We start from the raw sequence: 24704 nt of genomic DNA, 5'->3' as shown, positions 1-24704 counted from the left end.
CGGCCCGTTCGGTTCGTCGTCGTCACCCAGGGGTTTTGATGTACGTATGCCTGTGCGTCGGGGCCACCAACCACACCGTTTCCGAGTGTGTGGCGCGGGGGGCGTCGACGTCCAAGGAGGTTGCCGCGGCGTGCGGTGCCGGTGCGGACTGCGGGCGCTGCCGGCGCACGCTGCGGGCGATCATCGCCGCCGCGGCCCAGCTCGAGCAGGCCGTTCCAGCGGGCTAGTTGCCCGGTGCTCGCCGCGACACTTAACCTACGCACACGACGCGCCGGGACGGGTGTGCGTGGATTAAGTTTCGAGCCGCTCGCCGGCGGGCGGACGCCGCCGTCGCCGCCTCGTCGCCGCGACACTTAACCTGTGCACACGACACGCTGGGACGGGTGTGCGTGGATTAAGTTTCGAGCCGCTCGCCGGCGGGCGGACGCCGTCGTCGCCGCCTCGTCGTCGCCTGCTCGCCGCGACACTTAACCTAGGCACACGACACGCCGGGACGGGTGTGTGTGGATTAAGTCTCGAGCCGCTCGCCGGCGGGCGGACGCCGCCGTCGCCGCCTGGTCGTCGCGAGGTCGTCGCGACACTTAACCTAGGCACGCGACACGCCGGGACGGGTGTGCGTAGTTTAAGTCTCAGCGCGGGACGGCCCGGCCCTGGTTGAAATCCGCCAGCGCGGCGGCATTCGCCTGTGTCCCCATCAGCTCGGCGAAGTGCGCGTTTTCCCGGGTGGTCGCGGCCAGGATCTCCGGACGGACCGGTTCGACGATCGTGTGCTTGACCGCCATCAGGCTCGAAATCGGCCGGGCGGCGAGCACTTCGGCGTGCCGACGGGCTTCGGGCAGCAGCTCGTCGGGTTCGCAGACCCGCCACACCAGGCCCATTCGAAGCGCCTCGGCGGCGTCGACCCACTCCGAGGACATCAACAACCACGCCGCGTTCTGCCGGCCCACCAGCTGCGGCAGCAGGTACGACGACGCCGCCTCGGGCGCCACACCGAGGCTGGTGAACGGGCATTTCAGGCGCGCGGTTGACGACATGAAGGCCAGGTCGGCGTAGCCGAGGATGGTCGCGCCGATCCCCACGCCGACGCCGTTGACCGCGCAGATCAACGGCTTGGGGAACCGGCCTAGCGCGTCGATCAGGCCGGGGAAGCCGTACTTGCCGGGGGTGAAGTTCGGGTCGGTGATGCGGGCCTGCATCTCGGCGAGGTCGGTACCGGCGGAAAAGCCGCGGCCGGTGCCCGTCAGCAGGACGACCGCGACCTCCGGATCGTCGGCGGCGTCCAACAGGGCCTGCGCGGTGGCGTCGTAGAGGGCCTCGTTGAAGGCGTTGAGGGCCTCGGGCCGGTTGAGCGTGAGGGTGCGCACCCGGTTCTGGTCGTCGATCTGCAGCATCACGAGTTGCCAACCTATCACCGCCGAGCAGACGCAAAAGCCCCCATTTCGTGCCGAAATGAGGTGCTTTTGCGTCTGCTCGGCGGCCCGCGGTGAGGTAGGAAAAGGTATGTCGCAATATTTGAAAGACAAGGTCGTCATCGTCACCGGCGCAGGCAGCGGGTTCGGCAAGCTGATTTCCGAGAAGTGCGCCGCCGGGGGCGCGAAAGTCGTCGGCGTGGACGTCAGCGCCGAAAACCTCAACCAGGTGTTCGACGGCATCCGGGCCGCCGGCTTCGAAGGCACCGCCCAGGTCGCCGATGTTACCGACATCGGCCAGGTCAAGGCGGCGGCGCAGCACGCCGTCGACACCTACGGCGCGATCGACGTGATCGTCAACAACGCGGGAGTGATGCCGCTGGCGTTTTTCGCCGACCACGAACGCGCCTGGGAGAAGTGGCACAAGGCGATCGACATCAACATCAAGGGCGTCGTGAACGGCATCTCGGCCGTCTACGACACGATGATCGCGCAGGGCCGGGGGCAGGTCGTGAACATTTCGTCCATCTACGGCAACGCCGGAACCGAAGGCTCCGGCGTGTACAGCGCGACCAAGGCGGCCGTCGATGTGCTTTCCGACTCGTTGCGGGTCGAGGCCCAGGGCAAGATCAAGGTGACCACGGTCAAGCCGACGGGCGTGCTGGGCACCAATCTCGCCAGCGGCGTCGTCAACGAGGCGGCGGCCGTCGGCATCGCCGGGCATAAAGCCGCCCAGTTCTTCGAGAATGTCGCCGGTCTGCAGAGCGGGGGCCTACGGCCTGAGCAGACCGACGTGGACTCGGTGCAGTACTGGCTGATCACTCCCGACGACCTGGCGAACGCGGTGGTGCACGTCATCGATCAGCCCTGGGGAATCAACCTGAGCGACATCACCGTGCGGGCCAGCGGCGAAAACTACATCTACTGACCCCGGCGAGCATTTCGGGCCGAAATAGGGGGCTTTTGCGTCTGCTCGGCACATTTAGCCGTTGCTGTACACCCGGGTCGGGGCGATCAACACGACGGCCCTACGCTCGGCGGCCATCACCCGGTCGTACTCGTCCCAGTCGTCGTGGGTGCCGCCGGCGGCGGTGAACACCTCGCGCAGCAGCAGCCGCAACCGGTCAGGCTCGGCCAGCCAGGGCGCGGCGTCGTCGGGGCCGGCCAGCTCCGCGCGGCCCTCGACCGTCGCCCACTGCCAGCCCTTCTTGAACGTGACGGCCAGGGGCGGCCGCGCCCGCAGATTGGCGAGCTTGACCTTGCCGTAGGTGGTGAACCCCAATACCTGTTCGCCGCTGTCCGGATGCGGCAGCAGGCCGACGTTGACCAGCGACGCCTGCACGGTCCCGTCGGCGCGGACGGTGGATACCACCGCCAGGCCGCTTTCATCCGCGGCCAGCGCCACCGCGTCGTCGAGTGTGGTCATGTGCTCGCCCCTTCGAACGGTGTCTTGAACACGTAGCGGCTGGTCGGCACCGTGTCGATGTTCTCGTTGGCGCCGAATGCGGTGGTGCTGGCGATCATTCGGCCCAGCCGGTGCTGCAGGTCCGCGTCGTCCGCCGCGCCGAAGAACGCCTTGAGGTCGGTGACCGCCTCGTCGGGGAACAACTCCTCGACGATCCCCGCGATTCCCGGGGCGTCCGGTGTGAGGGCCCGGACCACCCAGTTCTGGGTGTAGCCGAACGTCGACTGGGTCTCGATGGCCACCGGTGTGTGGTCGCGCTGCCAGCGGGTCAGCCAGGTGTCGAGGTCCATACCGTCCGGGCGGCGCAGCAGCGCGATGTTGGCTAAACCCGGTGTGCGCGCACCGGATTCGGTCGTCGGGCCGGGCAGCGGGACGGACTCGGTCACCAGGTAGGCGCTGAGCCGTTCGCATTCCGCGGCCAGCACGCCCAGCGCCGCCGTTGCCTGTTCCCCGTAGCACTGCTGGGTCCACAGGCTCACGATCGCGGCCACCGGCGGGTCCAGCGTCGTCAGGGTCATCAGCGAGTGGCGCACCGCGCCGTCGCGCACGTTGATGGTCAGACCGCGCACGCCCAGCGCCAGCAGCTCCTCGGCGACCGGTCCGCGTTGGCGGGCGCACCAGTCGTCGGCCGCCTCGGCGCGCCGCAGCACGGCGATTACCTTCTCCATGAAGCTGAACTTAACGCGTCAGGCGCACGGGTTGTTCGGCGCTGACCAAGTCTCCGATCGCCGCGGCGAGCCGCCGGTAGGCCTCGTCGCGCCCGCTGGACGTCCGGAACACCAGCCCGATGCGACGCCCCGGCCGGGGCGCGGCGAACCGCGCGAGCCCGAGCCGGCTGCGCGCCGACTCCACCGACACCGCGCTCTCGGGGATCAGCGTGACCCCCAGTCCCCCGGCGACGCACTGCACGGCGGTCGCCAGCGAGGCCGCCCTGGTGTCGGCCAGTTCGGCCTGGACCCCCGCCTGCCGGCAGAAGTCGAGCGCCTGGTCACGGAGGCAATGGCCCTCGTCCAGCAGGAGCAGCGGCAGTTCCGCGAGCACCGCGGACTGCACCCGGCGCCTGTCGGCCAGCGGGTGGCCGACGGGCACGGCCAGCACGAAATCCTCGTCGTAGATCGCCACCTCGGTGACTCCGGTCGAATCGGCCGGCAATGCGATCAGCGCCGCGTCCACGGAGCCCTCCCGCAGCATCGTCAGCAGGTCCTCGGTCCGGTCTTCGATCACCCGCAGCGTCAGGTCGGGCAGGCGGCCGGCAAGCCCCGCCAACAGCGTCGGCAGTACGTAGGGGGCCACCGTTGGTATCAGGCCCAGCCGGACGGTGCCGTGCAGCGGGTCGGCGATCCCCGCGGCGGCCACGCTGAAGGCCTCCGCCGCCTCCACTGCCGCCCGTGCCAGCGGCAGCAGCTGGGCGCCTTCGGCCGTCAGGAAGACTCGGCGTGTGGATCGCTCGACCAGGCGGGCGCCGAGGCCCAGCTCCAGCGCGGCCAACGCCTGCGACAGCGTCGACTGGCTCACCTCGAGAGCCGTTGCCGCACTGCCGAAATGCTGCCTGTCCGCCACCGCGACGAACGCCCGCAGCCCGGCCAGGGTGGGCTGGTAAGTCTTATCGGTCATGCCTATCAGTCTAGTGGGACAAATCACCTTTACTTCATAGCGGGCGCAGAGCACCATGGGAGAAGACCATATTTCTTGATTGAATCCAGAATCCGATAAAGGAGCGATATGTCCCTGTTGACGATTGGCGACCAGTTCCCGGCCTACCGCGTGACCGCGCTGATCGGGGGCGACCTCTCGCAGGTCGACGCGCAGCAACCCGGAGACTACTTCACCACGGTCTCCAGCGACGACCACCCCGGCAAGTGGCGCGTCGTGTTCTTCTGGCCCAAGGACTTCACCTTCGTGTGCCCGACGGAGATCGCGGCGTTCGGCAAGCTCAACGACGAGTTCGAGGACCGCGACACGCAGGTGCTCGGTGTCTCGATCGACAGCGAATTCGTGCACTTCCAGTGGCGCGCACAGCATGAGGAGCTCAAGAAGTTGCCCTTCCCCATGCTCTCGGACATCAAGCGCGAGCTCGCGCAGGCCACCGGGGTGCTCAACGCCGACGGGGTCGCGGACCGGGTGACCTTCATCGTGGACCCCAACAACGAGATCCAATTCGTCTCCGCGACAGCGGGATCCGTCGGCCGCAACGTCGACGAGGTGCTGCGGGTGCTGGACGCCTTGCAGAGTGACGAGCTGTGCGCCTGCAACTGGCGCAAGGGTGACCCGACGCTGAACGCCGGTGAGCTGCTGAAGGCCTCCGCATGAGCGTCGAAAATCTCAAGGCCGCGCTGCCCGACTACGCCAAGGACCTCAAGCTCAACCTGGGCTCGATCACCCGCAGCACCGCGCTCACCGAGGAGCAGCTGTGGGGCACCCTGCTGGCCAGTGCCGCCGCGACGCGAAATGCGCAGGTGCTGGCCGAAATCAGCGCCGAGGCGGGCGACTACCTGTCCGCCGAGGCATACCAGGCCGCGCTGGGCGCGGCGTCGATCATGGGCATGAACAACGTGTTCTACCGCGGTCGCGGCTTCCTCGACGGCCGTTACGACGACCTGCGCCCGGGGCTGCGGATGAACATCATCGCTAATCCCGGTGTGGACAAAGCGAACTTCGAGCTCTGGAGCTTCGCGGTCTCGTCGATCAACGGCTGCTCGCACTGCGTGGTCGCCCATGAGCACACGCTGCGCGAGGCCGATGTGAGCCGGGAGGCCGTTCTGGAGGCGCTGAAGGTCGCGGCCATCGTTTCGGGGGTGGCCCAGGCGGTCAGCACCGCGCAGGCGCTGGCCCCGATCTAGCCTGGAGGCCATGCCGTCCTGGATTGAGCACGCGATCTGGTGGCAGGTCTATCCGCTGGGCTTCGTCGGCGCGTATCCCGCCGACCAGCCGCCGCAGCCGGGTGAGCATCGGTTGCGGCGGCTGGTCGGCTGGTTGGATCACGCCATCGAACTGGGCGCGTCCGGCATCGCGCTGGGCCCGATATTCGCCTCGCGCACCCACGGCTACGACACCACCGACCACTACCGCATCGATCCCCGGCTCGGCGACGACGCGGACTTCGACTACCTGATCGCGCAGGCGCGTGCCCGCGGCCTGCGGGTGCTGCTCGACGGCGTGTTCAACCACGTCGGCGCGGACTTCGCCCGCCACCGCGAGGCGCCCAACGACGACGCGGCGGCCCGCTGGTTCCGCGGGCGCCCGGGCCACTTTCACACCTTCGAAGGCCACGCCGGGCTCATCACCCTCAACCACGACAACCCCGAAGTGATCGACTACACCGTCGACGTCATGTCGCACTGGCTTGACCGCGGCGCCGACGGCTGGCGGCTGGACGCGGCTTACGCCGTGCCGGAAGCGTTTTGGGCCGCCGTGCTGCCCAGGGTGCGCGAGTGCCATCCCGACGCCTGGTTCGTCGGCGAGCTGATCCACGGCGACTACGCCGCGGTGGTGGACGGCGCCGGCTTCGACTCGGCCACCCAGTACGAGCTGTGGAAAGCGATCTGGAGCAGCCTGAACGACGGCAACTTCTTCGAGCTGGACTGGGCGCTGCAGCGACACAACGAGTTTTTGTCCCGATTCGCCCCGCTCACCTTCATCGGCAATCACGACGTCACCCGCATCGCCAGCCGCCTGCAGCGGCACGAGCACGTGGCCCACGCCCTGGTGATCCTGCTGACGGTCGGCGGGGTGCCCAGCGTGTACGCCGGCGACGAGCTCGGGTTCCGCGGCGTCAAGGAAGAGCGGTTCGGCGGGGACGACGCGGTGCGACCGGAGTTCGGTGCTCCCCCGCTGCCGCTGGACGAATCCGGCGCGCGGACGTGGGCGCTGCACCAACACCTCGTCGGGCTACGTCGCCGGCACCCGTGGCTGCACGCCGCGACGACCACCGCCGAGCAACTCGAGAACCGGCAGTACGTCTACCGGACCCAGCGCGGCGACGACGCGCTGCTGGTTGCCCTCAACATCGGCGACGAGCCGATGCGCGTGCCGCTGGGTACCGCCGGGGCGTACGTGCTGGCCGGATCGGCGGCGCCGCCGCAGGAGCTCGTCGACAAGGTCGTGGTCGAGGCGCACGGTTGGCGGATCCTGCGGCCCGCCTAACGCTTGAGCTGCGCCACCGTCACCGGGTCGTGCTCGCCGCTGTAGTAGCGGGTGAGCAACGCGAGGAAGTCCTCATTGTCCTCGGTGGCGCAGGAGAACAGCGTCATCGACGAACACAGCTTGAGGTCGTCGGGCGAACCGAAGATCTCGTTGATCGAGCGGCCCTGCACCTGGTTGACCAGTCGCGCGCACTCGTGCAGCCGCGGCCCGAGCACGTCATGCCGCAGATACGCGGCCGCCTCCTCGAGCGAGGAGATGCCGTAGCGCGCCGCCATCGAACTGTGGCCCAGCCCCCGTAGTTGCGGGAAGACGAACCACATCCAGTGGCCGAGCTTGCGTCCGGCGCGCAATTCTTCGACCACGTCGTGGTAGATCGGCGCCTGCGCGTCGACGAAACGGTCCAGGCCAAAAGGGTCGCTTGCCGATTTCATATCTCCACGGTTGCACACTGGTTAGATAACGCAGGTCAGCACCGGTAGAGACGGGATGCAATGGCGGTCAAACGACAGGTGCCTAAGGTCCGCGACCTGGCACCGCTAATCCAGTTCAAGCGGCCCGAGTTCAATCGCACCAAGCGCCGCCTGGACGCCGCACTGACGATCGAGGACCTGCGGCGCATCGCCAAGCGGCGCACCCCCAAAGCGGCGTTCGATTACACCGACGGCGCTGCCGAGGACGAACTGTCCATCCAGCGCGCTCGGCAGGCCTTTCTGGACATCGAGTTCCACCCGACGATCCTGCGCGACGTCAGCACCGTGTGCACGGGCTGGAACGTCCTGGGCCAGCCGGTGGTCTGGCCGTTCGGCATCGCGCCCACCGGGTTCACCCGGCTGATGCACACCGAGGGCGAGATCGCCGGCGCCCGGGCGGCGGCCGCGGCGGGCATCCCGTTCGCGATGTCCACGCTGGCCACCAGCGCGATCGAAGACGTGGTGGCCGCGGCGCCGCAGGGCCGCAAATGGTTTCAGCTCTACATCTGGCGCGACCGCGAGCGTTCGATGGCGCTGATCAAGCGTGCGGCCGATGCGGGTTTCGACACCATGCTGGTCACCGTCGATGTTCCGGTCGCCGGCGCCCGCCTGCGCGACGTCCGCAACGGCATGTCGATTCCGCCGGCGCTGACGCTGCGGACCGTCCTCGACGCGCTGCCGCACCCACACTGGTGGTTCGACCTGTTCACCACCGAGCCGCTTTCCTTCGCCTCGCTGGACCGCTGGCCGGGCACCGTCGGCGACTACCTGAACACGATGTTCGACGCCAGCGTGACGTTCGACGACCTCGTCTGGATCAAGGAACAGTGGCCCGGCAAACTCGTCGTGAAGGGGATTCAGACGCTGGATGACGCCCGTGCCGTCGTCGAGCGCGGCGTCGACGGCATCGTGCTGTCCAACCACGGTGGTCGGCAACTCGACCGGGCGCCGGTGCCGTTCCGCCTGCTTCCGACGGTGGCTCGCGAACTGGGTAGGGACACCGAGATCCTGATGGACACCGGCATCATGTCGGGCGCCGACATCGTCGCCGCGATCGCGCTGGGGGCGCGGTGCACGCTGGTGGGCCGCGCCTATCTGTACGGGCTGATGGCCGGCGGCGAGGCGGGCGTCCAACGGGCGATCGAGATCCTGCAGGGTGGTGTCGCCCGGACCATGGCGCTGTTGGGTGTCAACTGCCTCGAAGAGCTGTCGCCTAAGCACGTGACCCAGTTGGGCTGACGCGGCGTTGGGTTAGAGCGGTCGGTCAGCGGTCCTGCGAGTGGTTCGCCTGGCCGGCCAGCGCGGTCCATAAACCGCGGTCCAGCTGCGTCCGGAGACCCGGGCTCTGGGCCGGGGGCGTCTCCTGGCAGCCGCAGCTCAGCTGGGTGAACGGGTTCACGTGGGTTTCCGACGGGGCCGGGTCTGCGCCGGTCGGCGGCGCCACCACGACGAATGAGCCGAGCACGAAGGCCCCGCTCATCAGCAACTTCGCTATCACGTCAAGACCCCTTCCGCCGCCCCACCACCGTAGAGAAGGCCGGTGGTTACTCGCCGAATGCGCGCGGGCGTGTCGTTCACTTTTCGTTCACTTTACGTTCACTCCACCGTCAGGGGAAGCGCGACTGTAGGGTGTAACCACATTGGATGGTTACTTACTGCTTGAAACGGTGAACTTTCGGCATCTCGGCGGCCGCGTATGCCTGGACTTCGTCGGCACGCTGACACACCGGGGCGGCGCGAAGGCCGAAGAATTGTTGACGGACCCGCCGCGCCTGTCGGAATGGGCCACGCAGGCCGGACTGGTGGACGCCGGTCTCGCGGTCACGCGCGACGACCTGTCCGTCGCCGTCGCCCTGCGCGAGGCGGGCTATCGGGTCGTTTCCGCGCGCCTGCTCGGTGGCCGGCCCGACGCCGCCGACGTCGACCTGGTCAACGAGTGGGCGTCGCGGCCGCGCCTGACGCCGCATCTGCGTCTGGACGGCTCGGTAGGCCGGGCCGGCTCGGCGTCGCAGCTGTTCGCGACGCTGGCCGCCGACCTGGTGGAACTGCTGGGCGGACCCGACATCGCGAAGGTCAAGCAGTGCTCCCACCCCGGCTGCACGCTGTTCTACGTCGACGCGTCGCGGGCGCAGAACCGGCATTGGTGCGGCATGCGCTCCTGCGGTAACCGCGCAAAAGTCCGGGCGTTTCGCGCCCGCCAGCGCGCGGCCGCACAGCCCTAACCGCCGAACAGGCTGGCCGCAGTCGGCGGGAGGCCCGTCGGGAACAAACCGGGACCCCCCAGGGTTGAGCGCAAGAGACTTAACCTTGGGAGGACTTAGTGGCTGAAGCCAAGTCAGTGCCGGTGTTGTTCATCACCGACACCATTGTTTTGCCCGGCATGGTGGTGCCGATCGCGCTGGACGACGCCGCGCGCGCCGCGATCGACGCCGCTCAGGCGAGTGAATCGGGGCAATTGCTGATTGCGCCCCGCCTGGAAGACCGGTATCCGACACACGGCGTGATCGCGAAGATTCTGCAGGTCGGGCGCATGCCTGGGGGCGGCACCGCGGCAGTAGTGCGCGGCGAGCGCCGGGCGCACATCGGCGCGGGCGCCAGCGGCCCGGGTGCCGCGTTGTGGGTCGAGGTGACCGAGATCGCGGACCAGGACGTGACCGACGAAGTCAAGGCGCTGGCCGCCGAGTACAAGAAGCTGCTGCTGGCCATGCTGCAGCGGCGCGAGGCCTGGCAGATCGTCGACCACGTCAACAGCCTGACCGACCCGTCGGCGCTGGCCGACACGGCCGGCTACGCGTCCTACCTCACCGACGTGCAGAAGCGGCAGCTACTGGAGACGGCCGACGTGGCCGATCGGCTGCGCGTGCTCATCGACTGGACCGGATCGCACCTGGCCGAGGTCGAGGTCAACGACAAGATCGCCGAGGACGTGCGCGACGGCATGGAGAAGACGCAGAAGGAGTTCCTGCTGCGTCAGCAACTGGCCGCGATCCGCAAGGAGTTGGGCGAGGGTGAACCCGACGGCTCCGAGGATTACCGCACCCGGGTCGAGGCCGCCGACCTGCCCGACAAGGTCCGCGAGGCCGCGCTGCGCGAAGTCGGCAAGCTGGAACGCGCGAGCGACCAGAGCCCGGAGAGCGGCTGGATCCGTACCTGGCTGGACACCGTGCTTGACCTGCCCTGGAACACCAGGACCGAGGACTCGACGGACCTCAAGGCGGCGCGGGAGATCCTCGACGCCGACCACCACGGGCTGGATGACGTCAAGGACCGCATCGTCGAGTACCTGGCCGTGCGGGCCCGTCGCGCCGAGCGCGGGCTGCAGGTCGTGGGCGGGCGCGGCTCCGGCGCCGTGATGGTGCTGGCCGGTCCCCCCGGCGTCGGCAAGACGTCGCTGGGCGAGAGCGTCGCACGGGCGCTGGGCCGCAAGTTCGTCCGCGTCGCCCTGGGCGGCGTGCGCGACGAGGCCGAGATCCGCGGGCACCGGCGCACCTACGTCGGCGCGCTGCCGGGCCGCATCGTGCGCGCCATCGGCGAGGCCGAGTCGATGAATCCCGTTGTGCTGCTGGACGAAATCGACAAGGTCGGCTCCGACTACCGCGGCGACCCCAGCGCGGCGCTGCTGGAGGTGCTCGACCCCGCGCAGAACCACACCTTCCGTGACCACTACCTGGATCTGGACCTGGACCTGTCGGACGTGGTGTTCCTGGCCACCGCCAACGTGATCGAGAACATCCCGTCGGCCCTGCTGGACCGCATGGAGCTGGTGCAGATCGACGGCTACACCGAGGACGACAAGGTGGCCATCGCCCGCGACTACCTGCTGCCGCGGCAGCGCGAGCGCGCGGCGCTGGGCGACGACGAAGTGACGGTGACCGACGCCGCGCTGCGCAAGATCGCCGCCGACTACACGCGTGAACCGGGTGTGCGGCAGTTCGAGCGGCTGCTGGCCAAGGCGCTGCGCAAGGTGACCACGAAGCTGGCGGAGACCGATGAGCCGATCACGGTCGACGAGCCGGACCTGGTCGGTTACCTGGGCCGGCCGCGGTTCACGCCGGAATCGGCGGAACGCACGGCGGTGCCGGGCGTGGCGACCGGTCTGGCCGTCACCGGCCTGGGCGGCGATGTGCTCTACATCGAAGCCGGCGCCACCGACGGCGAGCCGGGATTGCAGCTGACGGGTCAGTTGGGCGACGTGATGAAGGAGTCGGCGCAGATCGCGCTGTCCTACGTGCGCTCGCACGCCGACGAGTTGGGTGTCGATCCGACGACGCTGGACCGGCGCATCCACGTGCACGTGCCGGCGGGCGCGGTGCCCAAGGACGGCCCGTCGGCCGGTGTGACGATGGTGACCGCGCTGGTGTCGATGGCCACCGGGCGCCAGGTGCGTTCCGACGTCGGGATGACCGGCGAGGTCACGCTGAACGGCCGGGTGTTGCCGATCGGCGGTGTCAAGCAGAAGCTGCTGGCCGCCCAGCGTGCCGGACTGTCAACGGTTTTCATTCCGGCCCGCAACGAGCCGGACCTGGATGACGTGCCGGCCGAGGTCCTGGACGCGCTGACGGTCAAGCCGATGACGGATGTCGCGGAGATCGTCGCGCAGGCGCTCGAGTCCGCAGGGGAGGCGGCCAGTCTGGTCGCCTGAGGGCGCTGCATGTTGAATGGACCCGTGAGTCTGAAACGACAGCTGGTCCACAGCGTGCAGCGGCGGCTGGTCAATCCGATCGGTAGACAGCTACCGGTGACGATGCTGGAAACCAAGGGCCGCAAGTCCGGGCAACCGCGGCACACCGCCGTAGGCGGCAAGGTGATCGACAACCAGTTCTGGATGGTTTCCGAACACGGCGACCATTCCGACTACGTCCGCAACATCAAGGCCAACCCGTCGGTGCGGGTGCGCATCGACGGCCAGTGGCGCAGCGGAACCGCGCACCTGCTGCCCGACGACGACGCGCAGGCGCGGTTGCGCAGCCTGCCGCGACTCAACAGCGCGGTCGTGCGCGTGATGGCCAGCGACATGCTCACCGTTCGCGTCGACCTGGACTGATGTAGGACCTGTGCCCTACGACCAAGACCTGGCCGACCGGGTCCGCGAATTGCTCGGCCCTCGGCGCGGAGTCGAGGAGAAGCGGATGTTCGGCGGCCTGGCCTTCCTGATCAACGGCAACATGTCGGTGTGTGTCAGCGGCCAGGGCGGGCTGATGATACGGGTGCCGCCGCAGGACACCGACACGCTGCTGGAACGCGCCCACGTCAGCCCGATGGTGATGGCCGGCCGGCAGACGCGGGGCTGGTTGCGTGTGGCCGTCGGGGGCCTGAAAACCAAACGCCAGCTTGTGGGTTGGGTGAATCGCGGCGTCGACTTCGCGAGCGGGCTGCCGCCCAAGTAGTTTGCCGCCGCGCGCGTCGGGTACGCGGTGGATCATGAGCAAGTCGGTCCCAGCCGAGCAACTGACGAGTCGGCTGCTCAAGGTCGCCGGCACCACGTACGCGACCGAAGCGGGTATCCGGATCGCCGACAAGCCGATGCCACTGTTCCAGCTGCTGGTGCTGTGCATGCTGGCCAGCAAGCCGATCGACGCGGCGACGGCCATGCGCGCGGCGCGCGAGCTGTTCGACGCCGGCCTGCGCACACCGAAGTCCGTGCTGGCCGCCGACCGGCGCACCATGATCAGCGCGTTCGGCCGGGCCCACTACGTGCGCTACGACGAAAGCTCGGCGACCCGGCTCACCGACATCGCCGGGCACGTCCGCGACGAGTACGGCGGCGACCTGCGCGGCATCGCCGAGCGCAGCGACCGCGACGTCGCGGCGGCCAAGCGAATGCTCAAGGAGTTCAAGGGAATCGGCGATACCGGCGCCGACATCTACCTGCGCGAAGTCCAGGACGTCTGGACGTGGGTGCGGCCTTACTTCGACGACCGGGCCACCGCGGCGGCGAAGCGGCTCGGCCTGCCGGCCGCCCCCGCCAAGCTGGCCGCGCTGGCGCCGCGCTCCAACGCGCGGTTGGCGGCCGCCTTGGTGCGGGCCTCGCTGGACGACGACGTGCGCGAGCGGGTGACCGCTTGAGACGGCGGTGACGCTGCGGATAGGCACGTCGGGGTGGTCCTACGACCACTGGGTCGGCGTGCTCTACCCGCCGGGGCTACCACAGGCCAAGCGGCTGGCCCGGTATTTTGACACGTTCGACACGGTGGAGCTGAACGCGAGTTTCTACCGCTGGCCCAAGGATTCGACGTTCGCCGGGTGGCGCGATCGGCTGCCGGAAGGGGCGACGCTGACGGTCAAGGCGCACCGCGGATTGACCCACTACCGCCGGTTGTCCTCCCCCGAACCCTGGATCGAAAGGTTCGAACGGTGTTGGCAGATCCTGGGCGACCGACACGGGGTGCTACTGGTGCAGTTGCATCCACAGCAGGAACGCGACGACGCCCGGCTCGACGGCTTCCTGCGCGCCATGCCGCCGTCGATCCGTGTCGCCGTCGAGCTGCGGCACCCGTCGTGGAATGACCCCGCGGTGTATGCGCTGCTGGAACGACACCGCGCCGCCTACGTGGTGATGAGCGGCCCGGGGCTGGCGTGCGTGCCGCGGGCCACCACCGATTTCGTGTACCTGCGGATGCATGGCCCGGATCATGACGCCATCTATGCGGGCAACTACTCCGGCGAGGAGCTGAGCCAGTGGGCCGCGCGGATCCAGCGATGGCGGCGCGACGGCCTCGACGTGTGAGTGTACTTCAACAACGACCTCGGCGGCCACGCCGTCCGCAATGCGCTTGAGCTGCGCGAACTCTCGAGCTGAGGCGCCGGGCGTAGGCTGGCCTCCATGGCGAGCTCAACCACATTCGTCATCGTCGGCGGCGGACTCGCCGGGGCCAAAGCGGTAGAGGCGCTGCGCAACAACGACTTTGACGGACAGATCGTTTTATTCTGCGAAGAGGATCGGCTGCCCTACGAACGACCTCCGCTGTCCAAGGAGTATCTGGCGGGCAAGAAATCGCTCACCGACTTCACCGTCCAGACCTCCGACTGGTACCGCGAACACGACGTCGACCTGAGACTGGGCAATCGGGTCTCGTCGCTGGATCCGGCCGCGCACACCGTCGGGCTGCCCGACGGCAACACGTTCGTTTACGACAAGCTGCTGCTGGCGACGGGATCGGCGTCGCGGCGCCCGCCGATACCCAGGTCCGTCGCCGGCGGCGTGCACTACCTGCGCACGTTCGGTGACGCCGCCGCGCTGAATTCCGTGCTGGCGGAAGGGAGTTCGCTCGCCGTGGTGGGCGCCGGATGGATCGGGCTGGAGGTGGCCGCCAGTGCCCGCCAGCGCGGCGTCGACGTCACCGTCGTCGAGACCGCCAAACAGCCACTGCTGGCCGCGCTCGGCGAGACGGTCGGCGAGGTTTTTGCCGGCCTGCACCGCGAACACGGGGTGAACCTGCGACTCGAGGCGCAGGTCGAGGAGATTTCGACCCAGGCGGACCGGGCCACCGGGCTGCGGCTCGGTGACGGCTCGACCGTCGCCGCCGACACCGTGCTGGTGGCGGTGGGCGCGAAGCCCAACCTCGAACTCGCCGAACGGGCGGGACTGGCACTGGCCGAAGGCGGGGTGGCCGTGGACGCGTCGCTGCGCACCAGCGACCCCGACATCTACGCCGTCGGCGACATCGCCGCCGCCGAGAATCCGCTATTCGGCACGCGGATCCGCACCGAGCACTGGGCCAATGCACTCAAGCAGCCCGCGGTGGCCGTCACCGGAATGCTCGGCACGCCAGGCGAATACGACGAGCTGCCGTACTTCTTCACCGATCAGTACGACCTCGGGATGGAGTACGTCGGCTACGCCCCGCGGTTCGAGAAGGTGGTGTTCCGCGGCGACGTCGCCGGCCGCGAATTCGTCGCGTTCTGGCTCGACGGCGACAACCGGGTGCTGGCGGGGATGAACGTCAACATCTGGGACGTGCTCGACGACGTCAAAGCCCTGATCCGGTCGAAGACCCCGGTCGACGCGCAGCGCCTGGTCGACCCGCGGTCACCGCTGGCCGACCTGCTCAGCTAGGCAGCCGCGCACGAACCTCGCCGGAAATCATGTGATTTCCGATCGGCCGAGTAACGGGCGCTATGGCGGAACCTCGGACTCATAATCGGACCTGTAGCCGAACAGGGAGATCTTCGATATGCCCGGTGTCATCCGTATCCATCACCCTACGGCCGGCCCCTGGCTCGGCCGCGAAACGTACAAGGTGCACGTCGACGGCTACCTCATGGGAGACGTACACGCGGGGGGAGAATTCACCGTTCCCGCATGGGCGGGACGTCACGTCGTCCGGCTGACGATCGGCGATCGTCGCAGCCAGGACGTCGAGGTCTACCTGTCAGAAGGCGGCGTGGTAGACCTCGACTGCCGCCCGAGCTGGTTGCAGCAAGTGTTTTCGGGCCGCTACGCGTTGCCTTTCCGGAGCCCATATATCAAGCTCACGGCCCCCAGCCCCCAACCACCGCCCACCGCCGATGCCTAGTTCGGGCAGACGAACCGGTCGGGGGTCAGATCCGGCTCAGCCAGGTTCGCCGGGCGCCCAGGCCCCGTCGATGACGTCGGGCGGGGGCTGCGCCTGCAGGCGGTCCCGCTCGGTGCGACGGCGCTTGATCCGTAGCCGCGCGTCGGCCGGCATGGTGACCACTTCGTCGCAGGTCAGGTAGAACACGTCGGCGACGACGTCGATCACGTCGGCCGCCACCGCCCGAGATCCCGCTTCGCGCAACGCCATCCGGAGCTCGTGCGTGAAGCGCAGGGTGGTGTCGTGGGCCAGCTCCCGCGAGCCGCGGGCGCTGTCGGCGAACCGCCGGGCCAGCGTCGACGGCGGCGCCGGTGCGGCCGGCGAACCCGCGGCCTGCGCGACGGCCATCAGCAGCGCGGCCGGATTGTCGGCGAACATCGGGTTCTCCAGCTCGGCCTCTCCGGGTCCGCGGTGGCCGATCCGGCCGAGGGCCGCGTCGAAGTTGCTTGCGGTATGCGGGAACAGCACGCGCAGGCTGTCCAGGTCGCCGGAGCGGGCCAGCGCCAGCAGCTGAACGTCCCGGCGCAACACGTCCGCAAGCGCCGCGATCTCGGCGGCGACCCGGTCGCTCTCCATGATCGTGCTCACGCCGGAAACGTGGCCGCCCGCGCTGGTGTGCTGCAACGCCGCGGCGGTCACGCCGCTGTCGATCACCCACAGCGCGGTCAGGATCCAGCCCTGGTGGATCCGGTCCCGCAGCAGCGGGATGCGGACCTGCAGGCCGGCGTCGGACAGCGCCGCCAGCTGCGCGGTGTCCAGGTGCTCGGCGGCCGCGGCCGCGCTGTAGGCCTGCGTGTCGGCCCGCAGATGCCGCAGCAGGGCCAGCGATCGCGCCGCGACGACGGCCTTGGCTACCGGCTTGAGCGGCCCGCCCGCCAGTTGCGGCCGGCCAAACGGCAGCAGCTCGGTGGCCTGCTGCTGGTCACCCAGGGTGCGCTGGGTGACGGCCTGCCGGTCCCAGCCGGGCAGCTGGGTGGCGGCCACGACGTTGGCCGAAACCCCGACGTACGGGCGGTGGCCGAACACGGCGATGGCCCTGCTCCCCCACTCGTCGCCGACCACTCCACCCAGCGCCAGCACCTGCCCCATCACCGCACTGGCCGCACGCAGGCCGCTGAGCTGGACGTCCAGCGTGATCGGCGTCAGGGGGCCGGGCAGTGCGTCGGCCAGGCTCGTCGCGCTGAATACCGGGAAACGCGGGTCGATCCGATCGTCGAACTCGCCCTCGAGCCCGTCGGGTGCGGCCGACCGCAGCTCGTCGGACGGCTCGGCCCGCGGCACCGGCTCCACCGGCAGCGCGAGCTGCCCCGACTGGTAGGTGGCGCCCGCAGCGTCGAGTCGGCGGCCCACCAGCCCGCGCCCGGTGTCGAGGACCGCCTGGCTCGCCCACCAGCCGAATTCGAACGGCCAATGCTCTTGCGTCGCAGCGACATCCAACATCGGAAACAGGTCGGGCCAGGTGCGGACCCGGTGTACCCGCGAGCGCGGGTCCACCGATCGCAGCAGCCGCCACGCGGTGACCATGTTGATCGTGTCCGGGCTGGCCAGGTCGACGACGCCGGTGCGGTCGGTGTCCACCGCGGCGACCAGGAAGCGGACCAGGTCGTCGAGGTGCAGGACCCGCATCGGCCGCTCGGAGACCTTGGTGCGCAGGAGGGTGGCCACGGTGCGGCACACCATCCAGTCGAGCTGCCGCCCGACCGGCGGGGCGATGCGGACCACCAGGCTCGGCGCCCAACTCGTGGACACCAGCGTCTCGGCCGGCCGGTACATGTCCGGACGTCCCGCGGCCTGGGAGACGAAGAGCAGTCGGGCCCCCGCGCGGGCGGCCGCGTGGGTGACGTACGCGACGCCGTTGATGCCCGCGCCGCCGGGCGCAGTGGTGTCCACCGGGGCCAGGTGGATCACCGCGTCGGCGTCGTCGGCCAGGTCATGCAGGACGGGATGGCTGAGCGGGGCGCACACCAGGTCGACCTGGGCGGGCAGGTGATCGTGCGGGCGCTGCGCGATGCCGCTGACCGTGTGGCCCGCCGCGATCAGGTGCCGCGCCAGAAGCCGGCCGACGGCTCCGGTGGCTCCGGTGAGCAGAATCCGCACCCCGATTCACCTCCCACTATTCGACAATAGGCACCTTTGCCCGATTCGCAACGTTTGTGCCGGTGGTGTCAAAATTCGCTCGCGCCGAGCTGACCAGGCTGAGCTGAGCAAACGGCGGTAGCCAGGCCTACCCCAGCGTCGCGGTGCCGTCGGCGTTGACGGTGATCTTGGCGCCCGCGATGTCTTCGCTGACCGTGGCCGCCGCGGCGGCCGGATCGGCGATCACCGCCAGGGCGCGCGCGTCCTCGGGGGTGCGGACGGCGACGAACGCCCGTTCGGGCTCGCCGTCGCGGCTGAACGGCGTCGTCCAGGACTCGACGGTGCCGACGCCCGCCCACTCGACCGCACCGTCGCGGGTGGGCTCGCGGTCCACCGTCGCCTGCACGTCCTCCCAGCCGAACGCTTCCGCCAGCGGCTCGGTGCCGTAGACGCCGAAGCTGTGCTTGGTCAGGTATCCGCCGTTCGCCGTGATCAGGCCGCGGCGCCCGGGGTTGGCCACCAGCAGCTCGGCCATGGTGGCGATGGAGTGCATGACGTAGTTGCTCCACGGGCCGCCGGCGAAGGTCAACCCGCCGGTGACCGTCAGCGGGCGGGCCGGATCGTCGGTGGCCAGCCCCAGCTCGGCGGCCGCGACCTGGACGGCCGACGGGAAGCACGAGTACAGGTCGACGTAGTCGACGTCGTCGATGCGCAGGCCCGCCAGTTCGAGGGCGCGCGCGCCGCCGATCCGGATGGCCGGCGACCGGTGCAGCTCGGCGCGCTCGGCGATGGCGGAGGTGTCGTGCGCGTCGGTTCCCGCATGCGGGTACACCCAGCGCTCTCGCGGGATCTGCAATCGCTCGGCCTGCTCGACGGAGGTCAGGATCAGCGCGGCGCCCTGGTCGACCATGTTGTTGGAGTTCATCAGCTTGGTGTAGGGCCAGCTGATCATCCGGTTCTGCGGGCCGGGCTGCGCGATCTCCTCTGCGGTCACCGGCTTGCGGATCCAGGCGTGCGGGTTGGCCACGGCCACGGCGTTGAAGCGGGCCCAGAGGTGGGCGATGCGGCGGCGGTGATCCTCGACCGATTCGCCGTTGGCGATGCGCAGTGCCTGCTCGAACAGCGGGTAGACGAACGCCGGGAGGCTCAGGTTGATCCGGATCTCCGCCTCACCGGCCATCGGGACGTCGTCGCCGGACACCTCGGCCATCGGGACCGACCCGTCCTGGGCCGTCCACTCCAGTTTGCTGCCTTTGGCCCGCAGCCCTTTGCGGGTGCGCCAGGTTTCGGCGCCCGCGAGCAGCACCACACCGGCGCGACCCCGCTGGATGTCCAGGCACGCCTGGTTCACCAGCGACTGAGGCACGTTGCCGCCGACCGGCGTGTACAGCGTGGTGAATTCGCCGGCGCCGATCCGTTGGCCGAGCAGCAACCCGGGGTCGCGATATTGCGCCGACAGGATGTTGACCACCCGCACGGCGTCCACGGCTTCGAGGATGCGCGGCTCGCCCGCCTTCCGCGCCGCGGCGACCATCAGGTCGACGGGTTCCACGGATCGCGCCTGCGGGTCGATCTCGTCGCGGTAATTGACCTGGCCGTAGCCGATCAACACCGGCGTCCTTGGGTCGGCTGGCATGGATCGAACCTAGCGTGGGCAGGTGCCGGGCCGCGCGGCGCCCGGCGAACGTGCAGCTAGCCGCACGCTCGGTCGCCGGCGTGCGGCTCGGTGATGGCGCCCGTCGAACGTGACCCGGTGATTGCGCGGCGTGCCCGCTCGTGCTGTGCTTACCGGACACCGCAAGTTGACACCCGTCAAGGCGCATCGCGAAGGGACGAAAATGGCAGACACCGCATCGCTCGGGCTCAAGGTCTCCGGCAAGGTCGTCGTGATCACCGGCGGTGCACGGGGAATCGGCCTGGCCACCGCGACCGCCCTGCACAAACTGGGTGCCAAGGTCGCGATCGGCGACGTCGACGAGGCGACGGTCAAGGAGTCCGGCGCCAACCTCGGGCTCGAGGTCTACGGCAAACTCGACGTCACCGACCGGGAGTCGTTCTCGGACTTTCTGGACCAGGTCGAGCGCCAGCTCGGACCGATCGACGTGCTGGTCAACAACGCCGGCATCATGCCGGTCGGCCGGATCATCGACGAGCCCGACGCGGTGACTCACCGGATCCTCGACATCAACGTCTACGGCGTGATCCTGGGCAGCAAGCTGGCCGCGGAGCGCATGGTGCGCCGCCGCAGAGGTCACGTGATCAACGTCGCCTCGATGGCCGGGGAGATCTACGCCGCGGGACTGGCCACCTACTGCGCCAGCAAACACGCGGTGGTCGGCTTCACCGACTCGGCGCGGCTCGAGTACCGCAAAGACGGGGTCAAGTTCTCGATGGTGAACCCATCGTTCGTCAACACCGAGCTCATCTCGGGCACCCAGGGCGCCAAAGGGTTCAAGAACGCCGAGCCCGGCGACATCGCCGACGCGATCGTCGGGCTCATCGCGCACCCCAAGCCGCGGGTGCGGGTCACCCGGGCCGCCGGCGCGATGGTCGCGTCGCAACCGTTCATGCCGCGCGTTTTCCGTGAGGGCCTGAATCGCATTCTCGGTGGCGAGCACGTCTTCACCGACGACGTTGACGTCGAAAAACGCCGCGCCTACGAGGCTCGCGCACGCGGCGAGGAGTGACGCCGTCAGGCGCCGTTCACCCGGAACGCGGACAATCGGGCAGATGAGCCCAGAAACCGAGACTGTGCCCGCAACCCTTTCCGACGACGAACTGGCCCTCATCGACGCGTACTGGCGAGCCGCCAACTATCTCTCCGTCGGTCAGATCTACCTGCTGGACAACCCGCTGTTGGCCGAACCCCTGGCCGCGGAGCACGTCAAACCCCGGCTGCTGGGGCACTGGGGCACCACGCCCGGACTGAACCTGCTTTACGTCCACCTGAACCGGATCATCCGCGACCGCGACGCCAACGTCATTTACATCACCGGGCCCGGCCACGGCGGTCCCGGGCTGGTCGCCAACGCCTACCTCGAAGGCACCTACAGCGAGGTGTACACCGGCATCGGCGAGGACACCGAGGGCCTGCGCCACCTGTTCCGCCAGTTCTCCTTTCCCGGCGGGATTCCCAGCCACGTCGCCGCCCAGACGCCGGGGTCCATTCACGAGGGCGGCGAACTCGGCTACGCGCTGGTGCACGCCTACGGCGCGGCGTTCGACAACCCCGATTTGGTGGTTGCGTGCGTGATCGGCGACGGCGAGGCCGAGACCGGACCGCTGGCTGCCGGCTGGCACTCCAACAAGTTTCTCAACCCGGCCGTCGACGGCGCCGTGTTGCCGATCCTGCACCTCAACGGCTACAAGATCGCCAACCCGACCGTGCTGGCCCGCATCCCGGAGGCCGAGCTGGAAGCGCTGCTGCGGGGCTACGGCTACCGGCCGATCACCGTCACCGGCGACGACCCCACCGCGGTGCACCGGCAACTGGCCGCCGCGCTGGACGACGCGTTCGACGACATCGCCGCCATTCAGCGCGCAGCACGCGACGGCGAGAGGTCGGAGCGGCCGGTGTGGCCGATGATCGTGCTGCGCACGCCCAAGGGCTGGACCGGGCCGAAGGAGGTGGACGGCCAGCGGGTGGAGGGCACCTGGCGCTCGCACCAGGTGCCGCTGGCCGGGACGCACGAGAACCCGCAGCACCGCGCCCAGCTGGAAGAGTGGCTGCGCAGCTACCGCGCCGAGGAGCTGTTCGACGAGCACGGCGCCCTGCGGCCGGAGCTCAAAGCGGTTGCGCCGCAAGGTGATCGGCGGATGAGCGCCAACCCGCACGCCAATGGCGGGGTGCTGCTGCGCGACCTGGACCTGCCCGACTTCCGCGACTACGCGGTGGAAGTGAAGGCGCCGGCCGTCAGCACCCACGAGGCCACCCGCTTGCTGGGCACCTTCCTGCGCGACGTCATCACCCGCAACCTCGACAACTTCCGGCTGATGGGTCCCGACGAGACCGCCTCCAACCGGTTGTCGGCCGTTTTCGAGTCCACCGACAAGGTGTGGCTGTCGGCGACCGGCGCCGACGATGATCACCTGGCCCCCGACGGCCGGGTGATGGAGGTGCTGTCCGAACACCTGTGCCAGGGCTGGCTGGAGGGCTATCTGCTGACCGGGCGCCACGGCCTGTTCAACTGCTACGAGGCGTTCGTGCATATCGTCGACTCGATGTTCAACCAGCACGCCAAGTGGTTGTCCACCAGTCGCGAGCTGCCCTGGCGGCGCCCGATCGCCTCGCTGAACTACCTGCTGAGCTCGCACGTGTGGCGGCAGGACCACAACGGCGCCTCCCATCAGGACCCCGGGTTCATCGACCTGGTCGCCAACAAGCGCGCCGAGGTGGTCCGCGTCTACCTGCCGCCGGACGGCAACACGCTGCTCTCGGTGGCCGACCACTGCCTGCGCAGCCGCAACTACGTCAACGTGATTGTCGCGGGCAAGCAGCCCGCGCTGGCCTACCTGTCGATGGACGAGGCGATCACGCACTGCACCCGCGGGCTCGGGATTTGGGAGTGGGCCAGCACCGCCGCCGGGGAGCCCGACGTGGTGCTGGCCTGCGCCGGGGACGTCCCGACGCTGGAAACCCTCGCCGCCGCCGACATCCTGCGGCGCGAGCTGCCCGACCTGCAGGTGCGGGTGATCAACGTCGTCGACCTGATGCGGCTACAGCCCAGCTCCGAGCACCCGCACGGGTTGTCCGACCGCGAATTCGACGCGCTGTTCACCAGTGACAAGCCGGTCATCTTCGCCTACCACGGCTATCCCTGGCTCATCCATCGGCTCACCTACAGCCGCACCAACCACGCGCAGATCCATGTTCGCGGCTTCAAGGAGCGCGGCACCACGACGACGCCGTTCGACATGGTGATGCTCAACGACCTGGACCGGTTCCACCTGGTGATGGACGTGATCGACCGGGTCGACGCGCTGGGCAGCCGGGCCGCCATGTTGCGCCAGCGGATGGCCGACGCCCGGCTGGCCGCCCGCCTCTACACCCGCGAGCACGGCGAAGACGACCCGAAGATTTCCGGCTGGACCTGGGAGTAGCGGTCGCAGGGTCGTCACCCGCGTAACCCGCGCTACCCTGTGCGGATGCCGGAGGTCTTGTCGGTCAATGTGGCTGGGCCGCGGGAAAACCCCGATCCCCGCGGGCAATCGAACATCACCGGCATCTACAAGACAGCGACCGCCGAGGCGGTCACGGTGCGCGCCCCCGGGCCGATGCACGGCGGGCTGGGCAGCGGCCTCGTCGGCGACACCATCGGAAACCCGAAGGTCCACGGCGGCGACGACCAGGCCGTCTACGCATACGCCCGTGAGGATCTCGAGGACTGGGAAACCACGCTCGAGCGCACGCTCACTGACGGCATGTTCGGGGAGAACCTCACGACGCGTGGCATCGACGTCACCAACACGCGGATCGGAGAACGCTGGCGCGTCGGCACCGACGGCCTCCTCCTCGAGGTCACCGGACCCAGGACGCCGTGCCGGACGTTCGCCGCGTTCCTGGACGTCAACCACCTGATCAAGACCTTCGTCCAGGCCGGCAAGCCCGGTGCCTACCTGCGGGTGATTCACCCCGGGACGGTGCGCGCCGGCGACGAGATCACCGTCGTACACCGACCCGACCACGACGTGACGGTCCAGTTGGCCTTCCGCGCCCGACTGACCGAACCGGAGCTGCTGCCGAAGCTGCTGGCGGCCGACGCGCTATCGGCGGAGCTGGCGGCCTACGCGCGCCGGCGGCTCGCGTCCAATGGACGTTGAGCAGTGTCGCCCGCAGGTAGACTCGCGGGGATGCCTGCACACGCCCAAGCCGCGCCTCGGATGGACCGGCTCCGTCTCCACGTCGACATCGCCGTGGTCGTCGTGGTGCTGGTGCTGACCAATTTGGTCGCGCACTTCACCACCCCGTGGGCGAGTATCGCGACCGTGCCGGTGGCTGCTGCCGGGCTGGTGCTGTTGGTGCGCTGGCGCGGTCTGGACTGGGCCGACCTCGGTCTGGGTCGTGCGCACTGGAAGACCGGATTGGGCTATGCGCTGGCCGCGGTGGCCGTCGTGCTGTCGGTGATCGCGGTGGGCGTGCTGCTGCCGATGACCCGCCCGATGTTCCTGAACCACCACTACGCGACGCTGTCCGGCGCGCTGATCGCCTCGATGGTCATCATCCCGCTGCAGACGGTGATCCCCGAGGAGCTGGCGTTTCGCGGCGTGCTGCACGGCGCGCTGGATCGGGCCTGGGGCTTTCGGGGTGTCGCGCTGGCCGGCTCGCTGCTGTTCGGGCTGTGGCACATCGCCACGTCGCTCGGGTTGACCAGCAACAACGTCGGCTTCACCCGGCTGCTTGGCGGCGGGTTCTTCGGCATGCTGGCCGGGGTGACCATGGCGGTGCTGGCCACCGGGGCAGCCGGGTTCGTGTTCAGCTGGCTGCGTCGGCGCAGCGGCAGCCTGATCGCGCCGATCGCCCTGCATTGGTCCCTGAACGGAATGGGCGCCCTCGCGGCCGCCCTCGTCTGGCACCTGTCCAGTTGAC

25 protein-coding genes and 1 pseudogene are annotated in these 24704 nt (G+C 69.2%); 18 read left to right on the top strand and 8 right to left on the bottom strand.

All coding sequences use genetic code 11. The annotated features are described in order from the left end of the window. The first annotated feature begins 38 nt into the window (after nucleotides 1–38). Nucleotides 39–227 (top strand): (2Fe-2S)-binding protein, encoded by a 189-nt coding sequence (locus AC5Y5V_RS14450; RefSeq protein ID WP_499936149.1) that lies wholly within the window; start codon nucleotides 39–41, stop codon nucleotides 225–227. Nucleotides 228–629: 402 nt separating this feature from the next. Here the strand turns inward: AC5Y5V_RS14450 and AC5Y5V_RS14445 are convergent, their stop codons facing one another. Further along, a complete protein-coding gene (locus AC5Y5V_RS14445; RefSeq protein WP_499936145.1) occupies nucleotides 630–1394 on the bottom strand; it encodes an enoyl-CoA hydratase/isomerase family protein in 765 nt (254 codons plus the stop codon). 106 nt (nucleotides 1395–1500) lie between these two features. Here AC5Y5V_RS14445 and AC5Y5V_RS14440 point away from each other — a divergent pair, with 106 nt between their 5' ends. Continuing rightward, nucleotides 1501–2337: an SDR family oxidoreductase gene (locus tag AC5Y5V_RS14440; protein WP_499936141.1), complete on the top strand. Its 837-nt coding sequence runs from the start codon at nucleotides 1501–1503 to the stop codon at nucleotides 2335–2337. 54 nt (nucleotides 2338–2391) lie between these two features. On the opposite strand, the gene AC5Y5V_RS14435 is transcribed toward AC5Y5V_RS14440, so the two are convergent. From AC5Y5V_RS14435 to AC5Y5V_RS14425, 3 genes are read right to left on the bottom strand one after another with little or no spacing between them, the layout of a single operon-like run. After that, nucleotides 2392–2835, bottom strand: a complete 444-nt coding sequence (locus tag AC5Y5V_RS14435; protein ID WP_499936139.1) for a TIGR03618 family F420-dependent PPOX class oxidoreductase — start codon at nucleotides 2833–2835, stop codon at nucleotides 2392–2394. Continuing rightward, the gene (locus AC5Y5V_RS14430; RefSeq protein ID WP_499936135.1) at nucleotides 2832–3542 is read right to left on the bottom strand and encodes an EthD domain-containing protein; all 711 of its coding nucleotides are present in this window, start codon (nucleotides 3540–3542) and stop codon (nucleotides 2832–2834) included. The genes AC5Y5V_RS14435 and AC5Y5V_RS14430 overlap by 4 nt, the downstream gene beginning before the upstream one ends. Nucleotides 3543–3552: 10 nt before the next feature. Further along, a complete protein-coding gene (locus AC5Y5V_RS14425; RefSeq protein ID WP_499936132.1) occupies nucleotides 3553–4488 on the bottom strand; it encodes a hydrogen peroxide-inducible genes activator in 936 nt (311 codons plus the stop codon). A 108-nt stretch (nucleotides 4489–4596) separates the two neighbouring features. On the opposite strand from AC5Y5V_RS14425, the gene AC5Y5V_RS14420 reads away from it, so the two are divergent. The 3 genes from AC5Y5V_RS14420 to AC5Y5V_RS14410 are packed head-to-tail and all read left to right on the top strand — an operon-like array spanning nucleotide 4597 to nucleotide 7017. Further along, nucleotides 4597–5184: a peroxiredoxin gene (locus AC5Y5V_RS14420; RefSeq protein ID WP_499936129.1), complete on the top strand. Its 588-nt coding sequence runs from the start codon at nucleotides 4597–4599 to the stop codon at nucleotides 5182–5184. Continuing rightward, the gene (locus tag AC5Y5V_RS14415; protein WP_499936125.1) at nucleotides 5181–5714 is read left to right on the top strand and encodes an alkyl hydroperoxide reductase; all 534 of its coding nucleotides are present in this window, start codon (nucleotides 5181–5183) and stop codon (nucleotides 5712–5714) included. Before AC5Y5V_RS14420 ends, AC5Y5V_RS14415 begins: the two co-directional genes overlap by 4 nt. A 10-nt stretch (nucleotides 5715–5724) precedes the next feature. Then, a complete protein-coding gene (locus AC5Y5V_RS14410; RefSeq protein WP_499936123.1) occupies nucleotides 5725–7017 on the top strand; it encodes an alpha-amylase family glycosyl hydrolase in 1293 nt (430 codons plus the stop codon). On the opposite strand, the gene AC5Y5V_RS14405 is transcribed toward AC5Y5V_RS14410, so the two are convergent. After that, nucleotides 7014–7448 carry a DUF1810 domain-containing protein gene (locus AC5Y5V_RS14405; RefSeq protein ID WP_499936121.1) on the bottom strand — a complete coding sequence of 145 codons (435 nt, stop codon included), beginning with the start codon at nucleotides 7446–7448 and terminating at the stop codon, nucleotides 7014–7016. The two genes, AC5Y5V_RS14410 and AC5Y5V_RS14405, sit on opposite strands and share 4 nt — an antisense overlap. A 60-nt stretch (nucleotides 7449–7508) precedes the next feature. Between AC5Y5V_RS14405 and AC5Y5V_RS14400 the strand changes: the two genes are divergently transcribed. Next, nucleotides 7509–8726: an alpha-hydroxy acid oxidase gene (locus AC5Y5V_RS14400; RefSeq protein ID WP_499936119.1), complete on the top strand. Its 1218-nt coding sequence runs from the start codon at nucleotides 7509–7511 to the stop codon at nucleotides 8724–8726. Between the two features lie 25 nt (nucleotides 8727–8751). Here the strand turns inward: AC5Y5V_RS14400 and AC5Y5V_RS14395 are convergent, their stop codons facing one another. After that, nucleotides 8752–8985, bottom strand: a complete 234-nt coding sequence (locus AC5Y5V_RS14395) for a hypothetical protein (protein WP_499936114.1) — start codon at nucleotides 8983–8985, stop codon at nucleotides 8752–8754. 169 nt (nucleotides 8986–9154) lie between these two features. Between AC5Y5V_RS14395 and AC5Y5V_RS14390 the strand changes: the two genes are divergently transcribed. From AC5Y5V_RS14390 to AC5Y5V_RS14355, 8 genes and pseudogenes are all read left to right on the top strand, one after another. After that, nucleotides 9155–9709 (top strand): CGNR zinc finger domain-containing protein, encoded by a 555-nt coding sequence (locus tag AC5Y5V_RS14390; protein WP_499936111.1) that lies wholly within the window; start codon nucleotides 9155–9157, stop codon nucleotides 9707–9709. 98 nt (nucleotides 9710–9807) lie between these two features. Continuing rightward, nucleotides 9808–12129, top strand: a complete 2322-nt coding sequence (gene lon / locus AC5Y5V_RS14385) for an endopeptidase La (RefSeq protein ID WP_499936108.1) — start codon at nucleotides 9808–9810, stop codon at nucleotides 12127–12129. Nucleotides 12130–12138: 9 nt separating this feature from the next. Continuing rightward, the gene (locus tag AC5Y5V_RS14380) at nucleotides 12139–12531 is read left to right on the top strand and encodes a nitroreductase family deazaflavin-dependent oxidoreductase (RefSeq protein ID WP_499936104.1); all 393 of its coding nucleotides are present in this window, start codon (nucleotides 12139–12141) and stop codon (nucleotides 12529–12531) included. 10 nt (nucleotides 12532–12541) lie between these two features. After that, nucleotides 12542–12874: a TfoX/Sxy family protein gene (locus AC5Y5V_RS14375; protein ID WP_499936100.1), complete on the top strand. Its 333-nt coding sequence runs from the start codon at nucleotides 12542–12544 to the stop codon at nucleotides 12872–12874. A 34-nt stretch (nucleotides 12875–12908) separates the two neighbouring features. Next, the gene (locus AC5Y5V_RS14370; RefSeq protein WP_499936098.1) at nucleotides 12909–13553 is read left to right on the top strand and encodes an endonuclease; all 645 of its coding nucleotides are present in this window, start codon (nucleotides 12909–12911) and stop codon (nucleotides 13551–13553) included. A gap of 7 nt (nucleotides 13554–13560) precedes the next feature. Continuing rightward, a pseudogene (locus AC5Y5V_RS14365) lies at nucleotides 13561–14286 on the top strand (DUF72 domain-containing protein). Nucleotides 14287–14310: 24 nt separating this feature from the next. Next, the gene (locus tag AC5Y5V_RS14360) at nucleotides 14311–15543 is read left to right on the top strand and encodes an NAD(P)/FAD-dependent oxidoreductase (protein ID WP_499936095.1); all 1233 of its coding nucleotides are present in this window, start codon (nucleotides 14311–14313) and stop codon (nucleotides 15541–15543) included. Nucleotides 15544–15661: 118 nt separating this feature from the next. Then, complete coding sequence (locus AC5Y5V_RS14355) at nucleotides 15662–16003, top strand: hypothetical protein (RefSeq protein WP_499936091.1); 342 nt, start codon at nucleotides 15662–15664, stop codon at nucleotides 16001–16003. 36 nt (nucleotides 16004–16039) lie between these two features. On the opposite strand, the gene AC5Y5V_RS14350 is transcribed toward AC5Y5V_RS14355, so the two are convergent. Next, nucleotides 16040–18139: an NAD-dependent epimerase/dehydratase family protein gene (locus AC5Y5V_RS14350; protein ID WP_499936088.1), complete on the bottom strand. Its 2100-nt coding sequence runs from the start codon at nucleotides 18137–18139 to the stop codon at nucleotides 16040–16042. A 127-nt stretch (nucleotides 18140–18266) separates the two neighbouring features. Beyond that, nucleotides 18267–19754, bottom strand: coding sequence for an acetyl-CoA acetyltransferase (locus tag AC5Y5V_RS14345; protein WP_499936086.1), 1488 nt, complete (start codon nucleotides 19752–19754; stop codon nucleotides 18267–18269). A gap of 202 nt (nucleotides 19755–19956) precedes the next feature. Between AC5Y5V_RS14345 and AC5Y5V_RS14340 the strand changes: the two genes are divergently transcribed. The 4 genes from AC5Y5V_RS14340 to AC5Y5V_RS14325 are packed head-to-tail and all read left to right on the top strand — an operon-like array spanning nucleotide 19957 to nucleotide 24703. Beyond that, nucleotides 19957–20805 carry an SDR family oxidoreductase gene (locus tag AC5Y5V_RS14340; RefSeq protein WP_499936084.1) on the top strand — a complete coding sequence of 283 codons (849 nt, stop codon included), beginning with the start codon at nucleotides 19957–19959 and terminating at the stop codon, nucleotides 20803–20805. Nucleotides 20806–20848: 43 nt separating this feature from the next. After that, nucleotides 20849–23218, top strand: a complete 2370-nt coding sequence (locus AC5Y5V_RS14335) for a phosphoketolase family protein (protein ID WP_499936080.1) — start codon at nucleotides 20849–20851, stop codon at nucleotides 23216–23218. A gap of 45 nt (nucleotides 23219–23263) precedes the next feature. Then, complete coding sequence (locus AC5Y5V_RS14330; protein WP_499936078.1) at nucleotides 23264–23938, top strand: MOSC domain-containing protein; 675 nt, start codon at nucleotides 23264–23266, stop codon at nucleotides 23936–23938. 30 nt (nucleotides 23939–23968) lie between these two features. Continuing rightward, complete coding sequence (locus AC5Y5V_RS14325; protein WP_499936076.1) at nucleotides 23969–24703, top strand: CPBP family intramembrane glutamic endopeptidase; 735 nt, start codon at nucleotides 23969–23971, stop codon at nucleotides 24701–24703. Nucleotide 24704: the final 1 nt, after the last annotated feature.

It is taken from the genome of Mycobacterium sp. NGS68 (assembly GCF_059812195.1).
Note: the sequence above shows the minus strand (reverse complement) of the source record. Positions and strands in the feature narration are given on the sequence as shown.